Source organism: Pseudomonas veronii, assembly GCF_002028325.1.
Classification (GTDB): Bacteria; Pseudomonadota; Gammaproteobacteria; order Pseudomonadales; family Pseudomonadaceae; genus Aquipseudomonas; species Aquipseudomonas veronii.
The window spans coordinates 5,476,712-5,495,149 of the sequence record NZ_CP018420.1 but is presented as its reverse complement, the minus strand read 5'-3'; the positions used below and the strand labels follow the sequence as shown (position 1 = coordinate 5,495,149).

General features: G+C 60.1%; 15 protein-coding genes and 1 pseudogene. 9 read left to right on the top strand and 7 right to left on the bottom strand.

Annotated elements, in window-relative coordinates:
* Positions 1-87: 87 nt before the first annotated feature.
* A pseudogene (locus PverR02_RS33185) lies at positions 88-1,119 on the bottom strand (HAMP domain-containing protein); the annotation flags it as partial.
* Positions 1,120-1,324: 205 nt separating this feature from the next.
* On the opposite strand from PverR02_RS33185, the gene PverR02_RS25125 reads away from it, so the two are divergent.
* Positions 1,325-2,809 carry a helicase HerA-like domain-containing protein gene (locus PverR02_RS25125; RefSeq protein WP_046382248.1) on the top strand — a complete coding sequence of 495 codons (1,485 nt, stop codon included), beginning with the start codon at positions 1,325-1,327 and terminating at the stop codon, positions 2,807-2,809.
* A gap of 4 nt (positions 2,810-2,813) precedes the next feature.
* On the opposite strand, the gene PverR02_RS25120 is transcribed toward PverR02_RS25125, so the two are convergent.
* Positions 2,814-3,269 carry a DUF721 domain-containing protein gene (locus PverR02_RS25120; protein WP_017847108.1) on the bottom strand — a complete coding sequence of 152 codons (456 nt, stop codon included), beginning with the start codon at positions 3,267-3,269 and terminating at the stop codon, positions 2,814-2,816.
* Between the two features lie 294 nt (positions 3,270-3,563).
* Between PverR02_RS25120 and secA the strand changes: the two genes are divergently transcribed.
* From secA to PverR02_RS25105, 3 genes are all read left to right on the top strand, one after another.
* Complete coding sequence (gene secA, locus PverR02_RS25115) at positions 3,564-6,299, top strand: preprotein translocase subunit SecA (protein WP_017847109.1); 2,736 nt, start codon at positions 3,564-3,566, stop codon at positions 6,297-6,299.
* Positions 6,300-6,423: 124 nt separating this feature from the next.
* Positions 6,424-7,641: a bifunctional glutamate N-acetyltransferase/amino-acid acetyltransferase ArgJ gene (argJ, locus tag PverR02_RS25110; RefSeq protein ID WP_026140046.1), complete on the top strand. Its 1,218-nt coding sequence runs from the start codon at positions 6,424-6,426 to the stop codon at positions 7,639-7,641.
* Between the two features lie 19 nt (positions 7,642-7,660).
* A complete protein-coding gene (locus PverR02_RS25105; protein WP_079444594.1) occupies positions 7,661-8,605 on the top strand; it encodes a Nudix family hydrolase in 945 nt (314 codons plus the stop codon).
* Positions 8,606-8,720: 115 nt separating this feature from the next.
* Here the strand turns inward: PverR02_RS25105 and PverR02_RS25100 are convergent, their stop codons facing one another.
* The 3 genes from PverR02_RS25100 to PverR02_RS25090 are packed head-to-tail and all read right to left on the bottom strand — an operon-like array spanning position 8,721 to position 12,302.
* The gene (locus tag PverR02_RS25100; RefSeq protein WP_017847112.1) at positions 8,721-9,299 is read right to left on the bottom strand and encodes a cob(I)yrinic acid a,c-diamide adenosyltransferase; all 579 of its coding nucleotides are present in this window, start codon (positions 9,297-9,299) and stop codon (positions 8,721-8,723) included.
* A gap of 2 nt (positions 9,300-9,301) precedes the next feature.
* On the bottom strand, positions 9,302-11,338 hold the full coding sequence (locus PverR02_RS25095; protein WP_026140048.1) for a sensor histidine kinase: 2,037 nt from the start codon (positions 11,336-11,338) through the stop codon (positions 9,302-9,304).
* Positions 11,339-11,384: 46 nt separating this feature from the next.
* The gene (locus PverR02_RS25090; RefSeq protein WP_017847114.1) at positions 11,385-12,302 is read right to left on the bottom strand and encodes a putative 2-dehydropantoate 2-reductase; all 918 of its coding nucleotides are present in this window, start codon (positions 12,300-12,302) and stop codon (positions 11,385-11,387) included.
* A 123-nt stretch (positions 12,303-12,425) separates the two neighbouring features.
* On the opposite strand from PverR02_RS25090, the gene PverR02_RS25085 reads away from it, so the two are divergent.
* Positions 12,426-12,911, top strand: coding sequence for a YajQ family cyclic di-GMP-binding protein (locus tag PverR02_RS25085; protein WP_017847115.1), 486 nt, complete (start codon positions 12,426-12,428; stop codon positions 12,909-12,911).
* A 135-nt stretch (positions 12,912-13,046) separates the two neighbouring features.
* Positions 13,047-13,889 (top strand): mechanosensitive ion channel family protein, encoded by an 843-nt coding sequence (locus tag PverR02_RS25080; protein ID WP_079444593.1) that lies wholly within the window; start codon positions 13,047-13,049, stop codon positions 13,887-13,889.
* A 191-nt stretch (positions 13,890-14,080) separates the two neighbouring features.
* Here PverR02_RS25080 and PverR02_RS25075 read toward each other — a convergent pair whose 3' ends face one another.
* Positions 14,081-15,379, bottom strand: coding sequence for an OprD family porin (locus tag PverR02_RS25075; RefSeq protein ID WP_079444592.1), 1,299 nt, complete (start codon positions 15,377-15,379; stop codon positions 14,081-14,083).
* Between the two features lie 743 nt (positions 15,380-16,122).
* Between PverR02_RS25075 and PverR02_RS25070 the strand changes: the two genes are divergently transcribed.
* Positions 16,123-16,548 (top strand): HIT domain-containing protein, encoded by a 426-nt coding sequence (locus PverR02_RS25070; RefSeq protein ID WP_017847118.1) that lies wholly within the window; start codon positions 16,123-16,125, stop codon positions 16,546-16,548.
* 3 nt (positions 16,549-16,551) lie between these two features.
* Entirely contained in the window at positions 16,552-16,758 is a 207-nt protein-coding gene (locus PverR02_RS25065; RefSeq protein ID WP_017847119.1) for a SlyX family protein, read from the top strand.
* Positions 16,759-16,825: 67 nt separating this feature from the next.
* On the opposite strand, the gene PverR02_RS32960 is transcribed toward PverR02_RS25065, so the two are convergent.
* Entirely contained in the window at positions 16,826-17,428 is a 603-nt protein-coding gene (locus PverR02_RS32960) for a cold-shock protein (RefSeq protein ID WP_010566142.1), read from the bottom strand.
* A gap of 427 nt (positions 17,429-17,855) precedes the next feature.
* Here PverR02_RS32960 and PverR02_RS25055 point away from each other — a divergent pair, with 427 nt between their 5' ends.
* The gene (locus tag PverR02_RS25055; protein ID WP_046382254.1) at positions 17,856-18,329 is read left to right on the top strand and encodes a Dps family protein; all 474 of its coding nucleotides are present in this window, start codon (positions 17,856-17,858) and stop codon (positions 18,327-18,329) included.
* Positions 18,330-18,438: the final 109 nt, after the last annotated feature.

Below are 18,438 nucleotides of genomic sequence, written 5' to 3'. Positions count from 1 at the left end.
GTTGGACGCGCTGACCACCCGCAGGGCGACTTCATTGACCTGCCCGGTGGCCGAGGACACTTCGCGGATCGATGTATGAATCCGCTCCACGAAGCGGTTGAACGCATTACCCAGGATGCCGAATTCGTCGTGATTCTGGATGCTCAGGCGACGGGTCAGGTCGCCCTCGCCATCGGCGATGTCCTGCATGGCGCGAGTCATCACGTGCAGCGGTTGCATCAGCACTCGGATCAGCATGCCGAGCAAGGCGATGATGATTACCACGGCAATGATCGTGGCGATGATCGCCGAGGTGCGGAATTCGCTGAGCATGGCGAAGGAGGTGGCTTTATCCACGGAAATACCGAGGTACCAGTTCACCGACGGCAGGCCCTTGATCGGTGTAAAGGTCACGATGTTGTCCTTGCCGTTGGCCTCGACTTCACTGAAGTCGCTGCTGATCTTCGGCGTGTGTTTCGGGTAGACGTCGGCCAGGGTTTTCATCACCAGGTTTTTGTCCGGGTGGACCAGCACCTTGCCGTCGGCGCTGACCAGGAACGCATAGCCCATGCCGCCGAAGTTCAGCGCGCCGATGTTGTCCACCAGGGTTTGCAGGCTCAGGTCGCCGCCGACCACGCCGATGCTCTGGCTGCCCTGGGCGCTGGGGGTCGCGATGGAAATGATCAATTGCCCCGTCGCGGCATCGATATAGGGTTCGGTCAGGGTCGAACCATTGCTGCTCTGGGCGCCTTTGTACCAAGGACGAACGCGTGGGTCGAAACCGTCCGGCATCTTGGTGTCGGGGCGGATAGTGAACGCGCCCTGGCTGTCGCCCACGTAGGTTGCCATGAACGAGGAGGTCAGGGCTTTCTGTTCCAGCAGGCTGGCGACCACCTTGGGGTCGGGATTGATCGCAATATTTTGTGCTGCGTTTTCCACCAGGACAATGCGTCCGGTGAGCCAGGTTTGAATGTTGCTGGCAGTGACATCACCCATTTCATGCAGGTAATTGTTGAGATCTTCGCGAATTGCGTTGCGTTGCAGGTAGTCGTTATAAAGCGTAAACAGCGCGAAGGCGGCGATGACGATAAGGGAGGCAGCAAGCAGGATTTTGTGGCTGAAGCGCAGGTTTTTATTCATGGCCTGAAGGGTCCGCTAAGGTCTTAATATCCAAAACGCGTCCTTATGGGATGCGCAGAATGGTAGCGTCAAAAAAGGTGTGATATTTCTGGCGATAGCCCTGTGAGGTCCCTGTAGGAGCTGTCTGACCTGTTTTTAGACTTTGTGGGTCTTACATTGATGTGTATCGACCTTGCGGCACGAAAGATTAACCATAGGTGACGAAATGCCTGACTCCACGCAACTCCTTATCGGCGCCGGCCTTGATGGCCAGCCCATCGCCCAGGCCATGCGCCTGGCCAATCGTCACGGGTTGGTTGCCGGTGCCACGGGCACTGGCAAGACCGTCACCCTGCAACGCCTGGCAGAAGCGTTCAGCGATGCGGGCGTGGCGGTATTCGCCGCGGATATCAAGGGCGACCTTTGTGGTCTCGGCGCTGCGGCCAACCCCCAGGGCAAGGTGGCCGAGCGCATCGCCGGCATGCCTTTCCTGAATTACACGGCCAAGGCGTATCCGGTCACGCTGTGGGATATTCACGGTGAGTCCGGTCATCCATTGCGTACCACCATCAGTGAAATGGGGCCGTTGCTGCTCGGCAGCCTGCTGGAGCTCACCGACAGCCAGCAGTCAGCGTTGTATGCCGCCTTCAAGGTGGCGGACCGCGAAGGCCTGTTACTGCTGGATTTGAAGGACCTCAAGGCGCTGCTCAATCACTTGCGCTACCACCCGGAACTGCTGGGTGAAGATGCGGCGCTGATGACCACCGGCTCCAGCCAGGCGCTGTTGCGGCGCCTGGCGGTGCTGGAGCAGCAGGGCGCGGAAGCGTTGTTCGGCGAGCCGGCGCTGCAGCTCGAGGATATTTTGCAACCCGCCAGCGATGGTCGCGGGCGTATCCACCTGCTCGACGCCAGCCGCCTGGTCCACGAAGCCCCCAAGGTGTACGCAACCTTCCTTTTATGGCTGCTGGCTGAACTGTTCGAGCAGTTGCCTGAACGCGGCGATGCCGATAAGCCGCTGCTGGCGCTGTTTTTCGACGAAGCGCACTTATTGTTTGCCGATACGCCCAAGGCCTTGCAGGACCGCCTCGAACAGGTGGTGCGGTTGATTCGCTCGAAAGGCGTGGGTGTGTATTTCGTCACGCAATCGCCCGGGGACTTGCCTGACAGCGTGTTGGCGCAACTTGGCTTGCGTATCCAGCATGGCCTGCGCGCATTCACCACCAAAGAGCAGAAATCACTGCGCGCGGTGGCGGACGGTTTTCGGCCCAATCCGACATTTGATGCGTTGTCGGTCCTGACAGAGCTGGGCACCGGTGAAGCACTGGTGGGCACTTTGCAGGAAAAGGGCACACCGGAAGTCGTCCAGCGCGTGTTGGTCGCGCCACCGCAATCGCGGATCGGCCCGCTCAGCGACGCCGAACGCGCCGCCCTGATTGCCAGTTCGCCGTTGCAGGGCCGCTATGACAAGCCGATTGACCGCGAATCGGCCTATGAAGTGCTGATGGCGCGCAAGGCGTTGGGCCCGGCCGAAGCCGAAGAAGCCAAGCCGGTGAGCGAAGAGCCGAGCTTTACCGACAGAGCCGGGGCATTCCTCGGGACTGCGGCCGGCAAGGCGCTCAAGTCAGCCATGCAACAGGCCGCCAATCAGGTGGGGCGCCAATTGGTGCGGGGCTTGCTGGGGTCGTTGCTGGGCGGCAGCAAGCGTAGATAGCCGATCAGGCTTTGGGCTTGGCGTGCGCGGCGAGGCGTTCCAGCGCCGCGCGTAAACCCGGATCGCTGATGCCGTCGGCCGTTGCCTGAATGGTTTCGGCCGCATTCGCCGATAAATCCATGGTGTGCCCCGCCGCGCCTTGCGGAACGGTCGGCGGTTGCACCTTGAATTGGATACGCGTCAGGCTGGCAAACTCGTCAAACGCCATCAATTGTCGCTGCAAGCGTTTTTGCTGATAGCGCAAGCGTGTCGCCCAATGGCCGTCTGTGACAATAAGCAGCAGGTTGCCCTCGCGCCACGAGGCGACATGGCAATGTTCCCGCGCTGCCGGTTGCAATTGGCTTTCAACCAGGCGTTGCAGGTGGCCCAGGCGTTGCGCATGGCTGAAGATGGCTTTCAACGGCTTGGCTTCGCGAAGCAACACGCTGGGCGCGCGGGCTGTAAGAGGGCGAAACGCCATGATCAGACACCTTAAGTAACAGAGCCGCCATCTTAGCAGAAAGCGCCTGTGGACCCCCAGGCAATGCATTGGCGGGGCTTTATCTGCGAAATCAATGCACTCCATGGGTTGAAGTTCCGGTAAAAGCCCTTATTTTAAATGAGCCCTCTCACGGGCTCATGCCTGCATTGGGGAACAACGCCACTTTCCTCACCCACGATTCCGGGTAGAATGCGCGTTCGCATGCGCCCGTGAGGGCCGCTCGGGCCACTCACGGTGCGCCCTCCATCCCTATGTGTGGAAGAACCTGCCGATATGTTTGCGCCTTTGTTAAAGAAACTTTTTGGAAGCAAGAATGAGCGCGAAGTCAAACGCATGCTCAAGACGGTGCAGCTGGTCAATGCCTTCGAAGAGCAGATGGTTGCCCTTTCGGACGAGCAATTGCGCGCCAAGACCGAAGAGTTCAAGGCCCGCATAGCCAAAGGTGAAACCCTCGACAAGTTGCTTCCCGAAGCCTTCGCGGTCGCCCGTGAAGCCGGTAAGCGTGTCATGGGCATGCGCCACTTCGACGTCCAGCTGATCGGCGGCATGACCTTGCATGAAGGCATGATTGCCGAAATGCGTACCGGTGAAGGCAAGACCCTGGTGGCGACCCTGGGTGTTTACCTCAACGCGCTGTCCGGCAAGGGCGTGCACGTTGTGACGGTGAACGACTACCTGGCCCGCCGTGACGCCAACTGGATGCGCCCGCTGTATGAATTCCTCGGCCTGACCGTCGGCGTCGTGACGCCGTTCCAGCCGCCGGAAGAGAAGCGTGCGGCCTATGCTGCCGACATCACCTACGGCACCAACAACGAATTCGGTTTCGACTACCTGCGCGACAACATGGCGTTCAGCATGGAAGAAAAATTCCAGCGCGAACTCAACTTTGCCGTGATCGACGAAGTCGACTCCATCCTCATCGACGAAGCCCGTACCCCGCTGATCATCTCCGGCCAGGCCGAAGACAGCTCGCGCCTGTACACCGAGATCAACAAGTTGATCCCACGCCTGGAGCAGCACATCGAGGAAGTGGAAGGCGTGGTGACCAAAGAAGGTCACTTCACCATCGACGAGAAGACCCGTCAGGTCGAACTCAACGAAGCCGGTCACCAGTTCGTCGAAGACATGCTGACCCAGATCGGCCTGCTGGCCGAAGGCGAAAGCCTGTATTCGGCCCACAACCTGGGCCTGCTGACCCACGTGTATGCCGGCCTGCGCGCGCACAAGCTGTTCCATCGCAACGTCGAATACATCGTCCAGGACGGCCAGGTCGTCCTGGTTGACGAACACACCGGGCGTACCATGCCGGGTCGTCGTCTGTCCGAGGGCCTGCACCAGGCCATCGAGGCCAAGGAAGTGCTCAACATCCAGGCCGAAAGCCAGACGTTGGCTTCCACCACCTTCCAGAACTACTTCCGTCTGTACAACAAACTGTCCGGCATGACCGGTACGGCCGACACCGAAGCGTTCGAATTCCACCAGATCTACGGTCTGTCGGTTGTGGTCATCCCGCCGAACAAGCCGCTGGCGCGTAAAGACTTCAACGACCTGGTGTTCCTGACCGCCGAAGAGAAATACGCGGCGATCATCAACGACATCAAGGACGGCATGGCCCAGGGGCGTCCGATCCTGGTGGGTACCGCGACGATCGAAACGTCTGAGCACGTGTCCAACCTGCTCAACAAGGAAGGCATCGAGCACAAGGTCCTCAACGCCAAGTTCCACGAAAAAGAAGCCGAGATCATCGCCCAGGCCGGTCGCCCCGGCGCACTGACCATCGCTACCAACATGGCCGGTCGTGGTACCGACATCCTGTTGGGCGGCAACTGGGAAGTGGAAGTGGCTTCCCTGGACAACCCGACTCCCGAGCAGATCGCCCAGATCAAAGCCGACTGGCAGAAACGCCACCAGGCGGTGCTGGAGTCCGGCGGCCTGCAGGTGATTGCGTCCGAGCGTCACGAATCGCGCCGTATCGACAACCAGCTGCGTGGTCGTGCCGGTCGTCAGGGTGACGCCGGTTCCAGCCGTTTCTACCTGTCCCTGGAAGACAGCCTGATGCGTATCTTCGCCTCGGATCGGGTGAAGAACTTCATGAAAGCCCTGGGCATGCAGTCCGGTGAAGCGATCGAGCACCGCATGGTGACCAACGCCATCGAGAAGGCCCAGCGCAAGGTCGAAGGCCGCAACTTCGACATTCGTAAGCAACTGCTCGAGTTCGATGACGTCAACAACGAACAGCGTAAAGTGATCTATCACATGCGTAACACGTTGCTGGCCGCCGACAACATTGGCGAGACCATCGCCGATTTCCGTCAGGACGTGCTCAACGCCACCGTCAGCGCACACATTCCGCCACAGTCCCTGCCAGAGCAGTGGGATGTTGCCGGCCTGGAAGCCGCGTTGAAGAGCGACTTCGGTGTCGACTTGCCGGTTCAGCAGTGGCTGGACGAAGACGATCACCTGTACGAAGAAACCCTGCGCGAGAAGCTGATGACCGAGCTGCTGGCCGCGTACAACGAGAAAGAAGAGCAGGCGAGTGCCGAAGCGCTGCGCACCTTCGAGAAACAAATCGTACTGCGCGTGCTGGACGACCTGTGGAAAGACCACCTGTCGACCATGGATCACCTGCGTCACGGTATCCACTTGCGTGGCTACGCCCAGAAGAACCCGAAGCAGGAGTACAAGCGCGAGTCGTTCACGCTGTTCTCCGAACTGCTGGATTCGATCAAGCGCGATTCGATTCGCGTGCTGTCCCACGTCCAGGTGCGTCGCGAAGACCCGGTCGAGGAAGAAGCGCGCCTGCGTGAGGAAGCCGAGGCACTGGCGGCGCGCATGCAGTTCCAGCATGAGGAAGCGCCAGGTCTTGAAGCGCCTGAGGTCTTGGGCGAAGAGGTCGATGTGGCCCTGGCTCAGACGCCGGTGCGCAACGAGCAGAAGCTGGGCCGTAACGAGCTGTGCTGGTGCGGTTCGGGCAAGAAGTTCAAACACTGCCACGGCGAAATCAACTAAGATTTTCGCCTGACGCTGCAACACCCCGCGCCGCGACCGGCATCAGCCGTCGCGGCGTTTTGCCATTAATTCCCACCGTCGAACGCGACGGCACAGACATCATCTATTTTTAAGGAGCGCATTCATGGCTGTTGGTCTTGGTCCTTTGCCCACATTGCACCCGGTTGCCGGTTTTGAACTCGGTATCGCTTCGGCCGGCATCAAACGCCCGGGGCGCAAGGATGTCGTGGTGATGCGCTGTGCTGAAGGCTCGACCGTCGCCGGTGTGTTCACCCTCAACGCCTTCTGCGCCGCGCCGGTTATCCTGGCCAAGCAGCGCGTGGCCGGTCCGATTCGTTACCTGCTGACCAACACCGGCAACGCCAACGCCGGCACCGGCGAGCCTGGCCTGGTCGCCGCCGCGCGGACCTGCGCCAAACTGGCACAACTGGCCGGCGTCGACGCCAGCCAGGTGCTGCCGTACTCCACTGGAGTGATCGGTGAGCCGCTGCCGGTGGAAAAAATCGAAGGCGCCCTGCAAGCCGCGCTGGATGACCTGTCTGTGGATAACTGGGCGGCCGCCGCCACCGGCATCATGACCACCGACACCTTGCCCAAGGGCGCGAGCCGTCAGTTTGTGCATGACGGCGTGACCATCACCGTCACTGGCATCAGCAAGGGCGCGGGCATGATCCGCCCGAACATGGCCACCATGCTTGGCTACATCGCCACCGACGCCAAAGTCTCCCGCGACGTGCTGCAGCGCTTGATGCTGGACGGCGCCAACAAGTCGTTCAACCGCATCACCATCGACGGCGACACCTCCACCAACGATTGCTGCATGCTGATCGCTACCGGCCAGGCCAACCTGCCCGAAATCACCTCCACCAGCGGCCCGCTGTTCGCCGCGTTGAAGCAAGCGGTGTTCGAAGTGTGCATGGATGTGGCCCAGGCCATCGTGCGTGACGGCGAGGGTGCCACCAAGTTCGTCACGGTTGAAGTCAACGGCGGCGGCAACCACCAGGAATGCCTGGATGTCGGTTACACCGTGGCGCACTCGCCGCTGATCAAGACCGCGTTGTTCGCCTCCGACCCGAACTGGGGCCGTATCCTCGCCGCCGTCGGCCGTGCCGGCGTGCCGGACCTGGACGTGAGCAAGATCGACGTGTTCCTCGGTGACGTGTGCATCGCCAGCCGTGGCGCCCGCGCCGAGAGCTACACCGAAGCCCAGGGTTCGGCGGTGATGCAGCAGGAAGAAATCACCATCCGCATCGAGCTGGGTCGCGGCGAGTGCAGCGAAACCATCTGGACCACGGACCTGTCCCACGAGTACGTGAAGATCAACGCGGAATACCGTACCTGAAGCCCGGAGGATAAACGCGGTGAAACGAGTGCATGTAGCAGCAGCGGTGATCCGCGGCGTCGACGGCAGAATCCTGCTGGCGCGCCGCGCCGATACCCAGCATCAGGGCGGCCTCTGGGAGTTTCCCGGCGGCAAGGTGGAGGCCGACGAGTCGGTCGCCACGGCGCTGTCCCGCGAGTTGCAGGAAGAGCTGGGCATCCAGGTCACCACGGCGCGACCGTTGATCAAGGTGCAGCATGACTACCCGGATAAGCAGGTGTTGCTGGATGTCTGGGAAGTCTCGGCCTTTACCGGCGAGCCACACGGCGCCGAAGGTCAACCCCTGGAATGGGTCGCGGCGCGTGACCTGCTCAACTATGAGTTCCCGGCGGCCAATGCGCCGATCGTTGCCGCCGCACGGTTGCCCGGCGACTACCTGATCACACCGGGCGAGCTGGAAACCGCGCCGCTGTTGCGCGGTATCCAGAAAGCCATCGCGGGCGGCATCAAGCTGGTGCAACTGCGCGCCCCTAACGGTTACGACCCCAAGTACCGTGACCTGGCGGTAGACGCCGTGGGCCTGTGTGCCGGCAAGGCGCAACTGATGCTCAAGGGCCCGTTCGAATGGCTGGGGGATTTTCCCGCGGCCGGTTGGCACATGACCTCGGCGCAGTTGCGCAAATACGCAAGCAAGGGCCGACCGCTGCCGAAGGATCGCTGGTTGGCGGCGTCTTGCCATAACGCCGAGGAACTGGCGCTGGCGGAATTGATGGACGTGGATTTTGTCACGCTGTCGCCGGTGCAGCCGACCCAGACCCATCCCGATGCCCAACCGTTGGGTTGGGAGCAGGCGGCAGAGCTGATCCGCGGGTTCAGCAAGCCGGTGTATCTGTTGGGTGGCGTTGGGCCTGCTGAGCGCGAGCAGGCATGGGATGCCGGCGCTCAAGGTGTGGCAGGGATTCGGGCGTTCTGGCCGCAAAATTGATCTAGCGTTTGTTGGCCTCATCGCGGGCAAGCCCACTCCCACATTGGAAGGTGTTCACAAATCCAAATGTGGGAGTGGGCTTGCCCGCGATGGCGCCAGACCAGACACCTGATAATCAGTGGGGTTTGGCCGCCGCCTGCCACAAAATCTCCGCCACACCCTGGCGCTTGGCAATTACCCGCGCCGCCACAAACAGCAAATCCGACAGCCGGTTGATATACGCCAAAGCCACCCCCTCCAACGGTTCAACCGCATTCAGGTGCTGACAGCGGCGCTCGGCACTGCGTGCTGCGCTGCGGCACACGTGGGCCTGGGCGATCAGCGCTGAGCCACCGGGCAAGATGAAGTTCTCCAGCGCCCCGACCTCTTCGTTCCAGCGATCAATCGCTGCCTCCAGCCGATTCACCTCTGCCGCGTTCAGCGCTTTGTACACCGGCATCGCCAGCTCGCCGCCGAGGTCGAACAGACGATGCTGGCAAGGCGTCAGCACTTCGATCACATCCTTCAGATGCGGATGCTTGCCGCTTTGCTCTTCAAGGCCGGCCAGCAGCAAGCCCAGCTGACTGTTCAACGTGTCGACTTCGCCGATGGCTTCCACCCGCGGGTGGTCCTTGGGCACGCGGCGACCGTCGCCGAGCCCGGTTTCACCCTGGTCGCCGGTACGGGTGTAAATCTTCGACAGGCGAAAGCCCATGATCAGTGCTCCAGTTGGGTAAGTTCAGCGGGGGACAATTGGCTGCCGGCCAGGGGCAGGCGCAACGTGAAGCAGGTGCCTTGGCCCAGGGTGGAATGCACTTCCATCTGCCCTTTGTGGTTATTGGTGATGATGAAGTACGACACCGACAACCCCAGCCCGGTGCCCTGGCCGATTTCCTTGGTGGTGAAGAATGGCTCGAAGGTGCGTTTGCGCACGTTCTCGCTCATGCCGATGCCGTTGTCTTCGACCTGGATCTCCGCCCAGGGCGGGTTGAGGCGGGTGCGCAGGATGATGCGCCCCGGCTCGCGGTCGTCTTCGCGCTGGTGAATGGCCTGCGCCGCGTTTTTCAGCAGGTTGAGCAGCACCTGTTCCAACTCGTTGGCGGTGCCGGGCACCGGGCCGAGCTGCGGGTCGAACTGGCGGATGATCGCCTGGCCCTTGAAGTCGAAGCCGATCGCCAGGTCAAAGTCGTTGCCGGCGATTTCCACCGCCTGGTCGATCAGCGCCGGCAAATCACACGGCGCCATCTGCCGATTGCTGCGCCGGCTGAAACTGAGCATGTGGGTGACGATTTTCGCCGCCCGCGCGCCGGCCTGCTGGATACCGTCGAGCAATTGTGGGACTTCGCGGCTTTGCAGGTAGCGGTTGACCGTCTGCAGTTCGATGCCCACTTGTTCGGCGTGTTCCAGGTTCTTGGGCAGGTCGGGGGACAGCCGGCGGCGGATGTTCTGCACGTTATGCAGGATCGCCCCCAGCGGGTTGTTGATTTCATGCGCCATACCCGCAGCAAGGCCGCCGACGGAGAGCATCTTCTCCGACTGCACCATCATTTCTTCCAGGGACAGGCGCTGGGTGATGTCATCGATCCGGATCACCACACCGCGCCCGGCGCCGCCCATCAGCGGATAGAACGTCAGGGCGTAATGCTTGGATTCATCGTCCTTGACCCAGGTGACACGCTCGATGCGCTCCACCGTGTGTTGCTCGACCGTGGCCTTGATCTGCGGCAGGTAGGGTTTGAGCGGCTGGAAAGCGAGGTAGATCGGCTGGTTCAGCGCTTCATCCAGGCGTGTGCCGGAAAGTGCGGTGGCTTCCTGGTTCCACTGGGTGACATAGAGCTGTTCATCCAGGGCGATCAGCGCCGAGGGCATCGAGTCGATGATGCTGTTGAGATAGTTCTGGAAACCGGTGAGTTTTTTCTCGATCTTGCTGCGCACCTGGACTTCCAGCTCCAGTTTGCGGTTGGTGTGGCGGGTTTCTTCGGCCAGGCCCTGTGCCTGGTCGTAGGCCGCCTGGGACTCATCGCGCGCGCGCTTGAGCTGCTGCTCGCGGGCCTCGATGCGCGACAGCATGGTGTTGAAGGCTTCGGCCAGGCTGCCGATTTCGTCATGGTTGCCACGGCCGGCGCGCAGGGCGTAGTTCTCTTCGCGGGTGACCTGGCGCGACAGCTCTTCCAGCTCATGGATCGGCCGGGTGATCAGGCGTTTGATCTGCCGGGCGATGACCAGCCACAGCAGCACGCTGAAAATCAGGATGCCCAGGCTCGCCGTCAGCGTGCCGGTATAGAACGCCACCGGTAGCTCACTGCTGGCCACCAGCAACAAATGCCCGGAAGGCTGGCCGGGGCGGGGCAGGGTGATGACTTGGTTACTGCGAAACTCGGTGAGGCGCCAGGCTTCGATATCCCGGTAGTTGCCCGGCAGGTGCAGGCGGTCGCCGTGTTGCATCTGTGCCAGGCGGTTGCCCTCGGCGTCGTACAACGCGGCTGCGCGCAGCGGCGAATAGCTGGTCAGCTCATTGAGCAGGGCGTCGGCCTTGGCCGGAGACTCAAGGGCTTCGGCGGCAAGCGCCGGGTTGGACACCAGCCGGCCAATCGCCTGCAGCGCCTGGGGCGCCATGCTCTCCTGGGAGATCCAGTAAGCGGCGCTGATAAAAGTCAGGTTGGCCACCAGTAACACAGTGGTCAGCAACACCAGCAGGGCGGCCAGCAGTTTCTGCCCTACCGGTAGGTTTTCAAGACGCTGGCGCAGTGGCATCAGGGGTTTCACAGGTAATAGACGAGTGGGCAGGGTAGCGCGTGCCTCAGTCGCGGGGCAATCCGCGTGCAACCAGCTGGTCGACGAGGCGCGTGTACACCTGTTGCAGATGCGGCAGCGTCAGCCGATGCCGAGCGGCGGCCTGGCAGGCGTAGCCCAGCAGGTAGCTGATTTCGGTGCGCCGCGCGCTGGCCACGTCCTGGTACATCGAAGAGTAATTGGCCGCCGTGGCCTGGATCACCCGTTCCACTTCCGTCTGCAGGTCCTGCGCCGCTGCCGGTTGGCCGCAGCATTGCAGCAGCTCGGTGAGTTCGGCGCACAAGGTTGCGACTTCGCACTGATGGGCTTGCAGGCCGCCATTGCGGCATTGGTACAGCACGGTCAGCGGGTTGATGGCGCAATTGAGTGCGAGCTTGCGCCACAGGCGCGTAAGAATGTCGCTGCTCCATTCGTGAGGGATGCCGGCGGCGCGCAAGTCGTCCAGCCACACCGGGGCCGTGGGGTGACTGGCGTCCCCCAGCCAGGTGTAGCCGTGGCCGGCAAACACCACGCGCCAATCGCCGTCGCGAAACGCGCCTTCGGTGCTGGAGGCAAAAATGCAGCGGGCCTGGGGATATTGCGCGGCGACGGCGTCCTGGCTGCCCAGGCCGTTTTGCAGCAGGATCAATTCGACGCCGGGCGCGAGGCGCGATTGCAGGTGTGCGACGGCGCTTTGAGCGTCGTAGGCTTTGCACGCCACCAGCAGGCGATGGATCGGCTCGGGGCTGTCAGGCGTTTCGGCGAGTACCGGGTAAGTGTGCGCTACGCCGTGCTCCACCAGGGTCAGCCCGTCGGCCGCCTGATAGCTGGCCAGGCGTGCCGCATCGCGCAGGATCAGCTTCACCGGCAGGCCGGCGCGGGCCAGGCGGGTGGCCCACAGCGTGCCGAGGCTGCCGGCGCCGAGAATATGCCAGGTGGTCGACATCAGTTTGTGCTCCGTAGGGTCGCTCACAGCGAATGGGGCGAAAGAACCGCTATAATGCCCCGGCATTTTAGCTTGGGCGCGCTCCATCTCTACTGAGCCCGCCCCTTATATTGGAGAAATGACATGCCTTCGTTCGACGTGGTATCCGAACTGGACAAACACGAAGTCACCAACGCCGTCGAGAACGCCGTCAAGGAACTGGACCGTCGCTATGACTTGAAAGGCAAGGGCAGTTTCGAATTCAAGGAAAAGGAACTGACCGTCAACCTGACCGCTGAAGCCGATTTCCAGCTGGAAGCGATGATCGAGATCCTCAAGCTCGCCCTGGTCAAGCGCAAGATCGACGTGCAGTGCCTTGAAGTCAAGGACGCCTACGCGTCCGGCAAGCTGATGAAGCAGGAAGCCGTCCTCAAGGAAGGCATCGACAAGGAACTGGCGAAGAAGATCGTGGCGCATATCAAGGACGCCAAGCTGAAAGTCCAGGCCGCCATCCAGGGTGAGCAGGTGCGCGTCACCGGCAAGAAACGTGACGACCTGCAAGAGGCCATCGCTGCCCTGCGCGCCAAGACCTTCGAGATGCCGCTGCAGTTCAATAACTTCCGCGACTGATGGCACTTTGGGGAACCTGCGGCCGTTTTTGACGTCCCACGCCCCAGAACCTGCGCCTGCCATTGAGCCCTTCGGGGCTCAATTGCGTTAGTGGGCACAAAAAACGCCGTACATCCGGCAAACAGGAGAATGTAGATGGATTTGAACGCTGAAGTGGATCACCTGATCAAGACCTCCCAGTCGTGGATCCCGATGATCATGGAATACGGCAGCCGGGTATTGCTGGCCGTGATTACCCTGGCCATCGGCTGGTGGCTGATCAACCGCCTGACCCACAGAGTGGGGCGTTTGCTGGCCATCCGTAACGCGGACCTGGCGCTGCAGCACTTCATCACCAGCCTGGCGAACATCGTGCAGAAGGTCATGCTGATCGTCAGCGTGGCCTCGATGATCGGCGTGGAAACCACCTCGTTCGTCGCCGCCATCGGTGCCGCGACCCTGGCCATCGGCCTGGCCTTGCAGGGCAGCCTGGCTAACTTTGCTGGTGGCGTGCTGATTCTGTTGTTCCGCCCGTTCCGTATCGGCGACTGGATCGAAGCCCAAGGTACGTCTGGTACCGTCGACAGCATCCAGATCTTCCACACCGTGCTGCGCACCGGCGACAACAAGACCGTGATCGTGCCGAACGGCATCCTCTCCAACGGCATCATCACCAACACCAACCGTCAGCCTACCCGCAAGGTGGTGTTTGATGTGGGGGTGGACTACGAGGCCGACCTGCAGAAAGCCCGCGAAGTGTTGCTGGAGCTGGCAAAAGACCCGCGTGTATTGGCTGATCCGGCGGCAGTGGCCGTGGTTTCGACCTTGGGCGACAGTTCGATCACGGTGTCTTTGCGGTGCTGGACCAAGACGGCGGATTATTGGGACGTGATGTTCATGTTCAATGAACTGGCACGTGATCGCTTGAAAGCGGCGGGGATCGATATTCCATTTCCGCAGCGGGTTATTCGGGTGATGCAGGAAACAGCGGCGAAGTAATGAAAGGCATTTGCACTTAACTTGGCTGATAGGTCACGTTAAGTGCGGGAACGATACTGTCGTTAGTTAGCTTGCTAGTTATTTTACTGCTGAAATAATATTGCAATAAAAAAGCCGCTCCCTTGCATGCAGGGGAGCGGCTTTTAATTTAAGGCCGAAGCCTTAAGTCATCGTTGTAATCGAACGGGCAATTACAAGATGTTCAGCGGGTATTGCGCGATCAGACGCAGTTCGTCGAGCGACGCCGAACCGTAGTACACGCCGTCAGACGAGCGATAAGTCGCTTGGCGTATACGCAGGCTCAGGTCTTTCGCTGGGCCGCTCTGGATCACGTATTTGGCTTCGATGTCGCGTTCCCACTCTTTGCCGTTCGACGTGGTGCCAGTGTTGGCGCCGCTACCGTTGACGTAACGAGTCATGAAGCTCAGGCCTGGCACGCCGAAGGTGGCCATGTTCAGGTCGTAGCGAGCTTGCCAGGATTTCTCGTCTTCAGCGTTGAAGTCGGAACGGGCGATGGAGTTGGCCAGGAAAACCGTGCCGCCGCCGTCTACGCCGTAACCGTAGTCACCGTCACCGCTAACTTTCTGGTAAGCGAGGGTAAAGGTGTGAGCCTGGTAGGTGTAAGCGCCTTGCAGGCTGTAGGCACGGTTATCCAGCTTGGTGGTGTTGTCTTTTTCTGCGCGTTGCAGACCGGCGCCGTCGCTTTTGGTGCTGTAGATGTTGAAGTCTACGGCCAGGGACTGATCGGCGCTCAGCGCGTGGGTCCAGTTCACGTTGGCGTAAAGTTTCTTCCAGTAGTCTTCTACTTTCGAGTAGTAGAGGCTGGTAGTGAACTCTGGGGTCCAGGCGTAAACACCGCCCAGGAAGTTGGCATCACGCAGGCCACGGCCGGTAATCGGCTCGGAGCTGGAGATACTGTCCTTGTAGGTATGGTCTTGGGCGACGATCGAGGTGAAGTGACCGGCTTCAAGCTTCAGGTCTTTGATCTCGTTGCTGGTGATCGAGATACCTTGCGGCAACTCAGGCAGCAAGCGGCTGTCATCAGAGGCGAATACAGGCGCTGTGGTGTATTGATCGCCGGCTTTCAGCACGGTATTGGAGACGCGGAATTTAACTGCGGCGCCGCCTTTGGAGTAGTCGTCTTGCGAACGACCATCCGAACCTGTTGGGAACAGACCAGTGCCAGCACGGCCCTTGCCGCTATCGAGCTTGAGGCCCAGCAGGCCGATGGCGTCGACGCCGACACCGATGGTGCCTTGGGTGAAGCCCGATTGGTACAGACCGTTGAAACCAAGACCGGTTTCTTCGCTGCGGCTTTGGCCGGAGTCATTGTTGCGTTTGTCGCGGCTGAAATACAGCGCACGGGTATTGATACTGAAAGTGCTGTCTTCAACGAAGCCCTTGGCATCGTCTTGGGCAGACGCCATTGCGAACTGCGAGGTGCCTGCTGAAACAGCCAGGGCGATCATGCTCCACTTCATCACGCGCATCGTGATTTGCTCCTTTGGTTTTAGGAAGAGTACTGCCGTCCCACCTGTATTTTTATCTGGGCGGCTCTTTCTTTTTTTGTGTCCGCGTAAAGTTATATCACGCTGACTCTAATGACGATACTTACCCATCTTTCCTTTCAGCTTCTTTACGAGGCTGTCGTGAATTGCTAGGTCCATGTCGCAAATTCACAGTCCGAATGTTACCGAACTGACAACTTCAATGCTGTTTTCAAACCCTTTTCTAAGTTTGAATGCATCCTTGATACGCATTGACTCGCTAGTGTTCTTATCGCGAAACACCCGCTTCCCGAAGGGTGCCGTTGCCGACGATGTGGGTGTGAATGCAACAAGCGCGCCCAAACCGGTAACTGAATGTCATTTTTTCGTGAAAAGCCTCACTGCAGTGTAAAAACCGCATAAACACGGGCCTCTCAAGCCGTTCAGTTTGTCCTTGACGGCCATGCATTCCATTGATTCGGTGGTGCATGAATCCTGTACCTGCGCGAAACGTTACCGGTTCACCCTCATGGGTGGGTACTTGGCGGATCTCTTTGAGGCATGAGTGGGTCATTTTGGTGCACTCCGATGAGTCCCGATTCAGCGTAGCTCAATTATTCGCCTGCCTCGAAAAGGGGCAGGTTTTTTATCGGGATGCGCGTTGGCGTCTGTATTCGAAGTGAAGCCGTCGGCGTTCGAAGGTATGCTGGGCGCCAGAATCTGACCTGCCGAACGGAGTGCCCGCGGTGTTCGCCTTAGATCAACGCCTGCAACAAGACACACTGACCATCGGGGACTTCCCGTTGTGCCGCCTGCTGCTGTCCAATGACTCGAATTACCCTTGGTTTATTCTGGTACCGCGCATAAACGGTATCAGCGAAGTTTTTCAATTGTCTGTCATAGATCAACAAAAACTGTGGAATGAAACGACAACCCTTGCGCAATTGCTGAGTGAAGGTTTCGGCGCCGACAAGATGAACATCGGCGCGCTGGGGAACGTTGTCAGCCAGTTGCATGTGCATGTGATCGTGCGCAAGCGCGATGACATGGCCTGGCCTGCGCCGGTCTGGGGCAAGCATCCGGCCCGGCCGTATACTGAAGAACAGGTGGCAGCGATCCGTGCACGGTTGCGCGAGCTGTTACCTGCCGACTTCATCTTTAGCCAGGACTGAACCATGGATCTGCAAGACCGCGTGACCGACCTGGAAAGCCGCCTGGCCTTTCAGGACGACACCATCGAAACCCTCAACGACATCCTGGTCACCCAGCAGCGGGCGGTCGAACGCCTGCAACTGCAGATGACCGCGCTGCTCAAGCGCCAGGAAGAAATGGGCGGCCAGTTCGAGTCGTCCGAAGAAGAAGCGCCGCCGCCTCACTATTAATAGCCGCGCAATAAAAAACCGCGATCCAGCTTGTGCCGGATCGCGGTTTTTTTTGCCTGGCTTGGAATCAGCGACGCGGCAACGCGGCGATCACATCTTCGGCTTGCAGGCCTTTGTCGCGGTTCATGACGGAGAATTCCACACGCTGGCCTTCGACCAGGACGCGATGGCCTTCGCCACGGATGGCCCGGAAGTGGACGAAGATATCGTCGCCCGAATCGCGGGAAATAAAGCCGAAGCCCTTGGACGTGTTGAACCACTTGACGGTCCCGGTATCCCGATTGGTCATGTCGTAGTTTTGCGACGCGGCCGCAGGGGACGAACGGTAGAAGCTGATGGCCAGGTGAAGAACGATGGCGACCAGCGCAATCACCAGGCTGAGCAGGATGGCCGGGTGGCCGCCGACTTCAGGCATGGGTGCCAGGAGGGTGAGGGTTTGTACGACAACAGTCAGCACCAGCAGCGCGCTGACCAGGTTTTGCAGTTGATGACGCGTGCCTTTGTTCCAGTAAGGGATCACTGGCGCCAGCGTCAGGTTAAGAAGGCCGAACAAGGCCAGGTACAGAGCGTCATGTTGTTGCAGGTAGGGCAGGCTTTCAGGCTGCAGGCTCGGGATAAAGGACAGCAGCAAAGCTGCAACGCCCGTTAGCAGGTGGACGATTTTCAACATTTTGATTAACTCACGTTAAGACGGATCACAAGGAAGAGCTGACTGGCACGGTTCGCTTCTGAACAATGGGAGGCGTTGGGCACGTGCGCGGGTATCAGCCTATGCGCTGGCCGAAGAAAATAACGGCAGCGACACGCTGCCTATTTAACAGCAAAGGCTGTGCCTACTCAAATCAAGCATTTCCGGGCGTTGCAAGGGGCGGGGCATTTCTGCGTCAAACGCTTGTCCTAGACAGTTGCAGGCGTTTTGCCTGCTGTCGGGGAAATTTTCTGTCGCGCCTAAAGCCTTCACCGTCGCGGGCCAGCGAGGCCGCGCAGGGCGATTTGCCGCACGTCGCCTCGGTGCGTCGGGCTGCACACAGTGGGTACTCTTGCTAGAGTGATCCGGCACCTGATCAATGAATGCTGTTCAATTGAAGGGGATAAACATGGCAATCGATATCGGTATCAGTGAAGAAGATCGCAAATCCATCGTCGACGGGCTTTCGCGCCTGCTTTCCGATACCTATGTACTGTACCTGAAGACCCACAATTTCCACTGGAACGTCACGGGCCCCATGTTCCGCACGCTGCACTTGATGTTCGAAGAGCAGTACAACGAGCTGGCGCTGGCGGTGGACCTGATTGCCGAGCGCATTCGTGCCCTGGGCTTCCCGGCGCCGGGTGCCTATTCGATCTATGCGCGTCTTTCTTCGATCAAGGAAGAAGAGGGCGTGCCCAGCGCTGAAGAGATGATCAAGCAACTGGTGGCGGGCCAGGAGGCGGTTACGCGTACCGCGCGAGGTATTTTTCCGCTGCTCGATAAGGTCAGCGACGAACCGACGGCCGACCTGTTGACCCAGCGTATGCACGTTCACGAAAAAACTGCGTGGATGCTGCGTTCCCTACTCGAAAACAAGTAAACACCGACCTCGGGCGGCGCCGCCCTGGCGCCGCCCGCTTGTTTCTCCGTGCTTCCTGGCGTTGTCCTACGACTATCAACTCCCCGTCTTCTGGCTGCCCCCCGTCGTC

Bases quoted from the DNA above. Each gene is read 5' to 3' on its own strand.
- PverR02_RS25055 (WP_046382254.1), top strand. From the start codon at position 17,856: ATGGCAATCGATATCGGTATCAGTGAAGAAGATCGCAAATCCATCGTC.
- PverR02_RS25095 (WP_026140048.1), bottom strand. From the start codon at position 11,338: ATGCCACTGCGCCAGCGTCTTGAAAACCTACCGGTAGGGCAGAAACTG.
- PverR02_RS25100 (WP_017847112.1), bottom strand. From the start codon at position 9,299: ATGGGCTTTCGCCTGTCGAAGATTTACACCCGTACCGGCGACCAGGGT.
- PverR02_RS25080 (WP_079444593.1), top strand. From the start codon at position 13,047: ATGGATTTGAACGCTGAAGTGGATCACCTGATCAAGACCTCCCAGTCG.
- argJ (WP_026140046.1), top strand. From the start codon at position 6,424: ATGGCTGTTGGTCTTGGTCCTTTGCCCACATTGCACCCGGTTGCCGGT.
- PverR02_RS25120 (WP_017847108.1), bottom strand. From the start codon at position 3,269: ATGGCGTTTCGCCCTCTTACAGCCCGCGCGCCCAGCGTGTTGCTTCGC.
- PverR02_RS25075 (WP_079444592.1), bottom strand. From the start codon at position 15,379: ATGCGCGTGATGAAGTGGAGCATGATCGCCCTGGCTGTTTCAGCAGGC.
- PverR02_RS25090 (WP_017847114.1), bottom strand. From the start codon at position 12,302: ATGTCGACCACCTGGCATATTCTCGGCGCCGGCAGCCTCGGCACGCTG.
- secA (WP_017847109.1), top strand. From the start codon at position 3,564: ATGTTTGCGCCTTTGTTAAAGAAACTTTTTGGAAGCAAGAATGAGCGC.
- PverR02_RS25065 (WP_017847119.1), top strand. From the start codon at position 16,552: ATGGATCTGCAAGACCGCGTGACCGACCTGGAAAGCCGCCTGGCCTTT.
- PverR02_RS25085 (WP_017847115.1), top strand. From the start codon at position 12,426: ATGCCTTCGTTCGACGTGGTATCCGAACTGGACAAACACGAAGTCACC.
- PverR02_RS32960 (WP_010566142.1), bottom strand. From the start codon at position 17,428: ATGTTGAAAATCGTCCACCTGCTAACGGGCGTTGCAGCTTTGCTGCTG.
- PverR02_RS25125 (WP_046382248.1), top strand. From the start codon at position 1,325: ATGCCTGACTCCACGCAACTCCTTATCGGCGCCGGCCTTGATGGCCAG.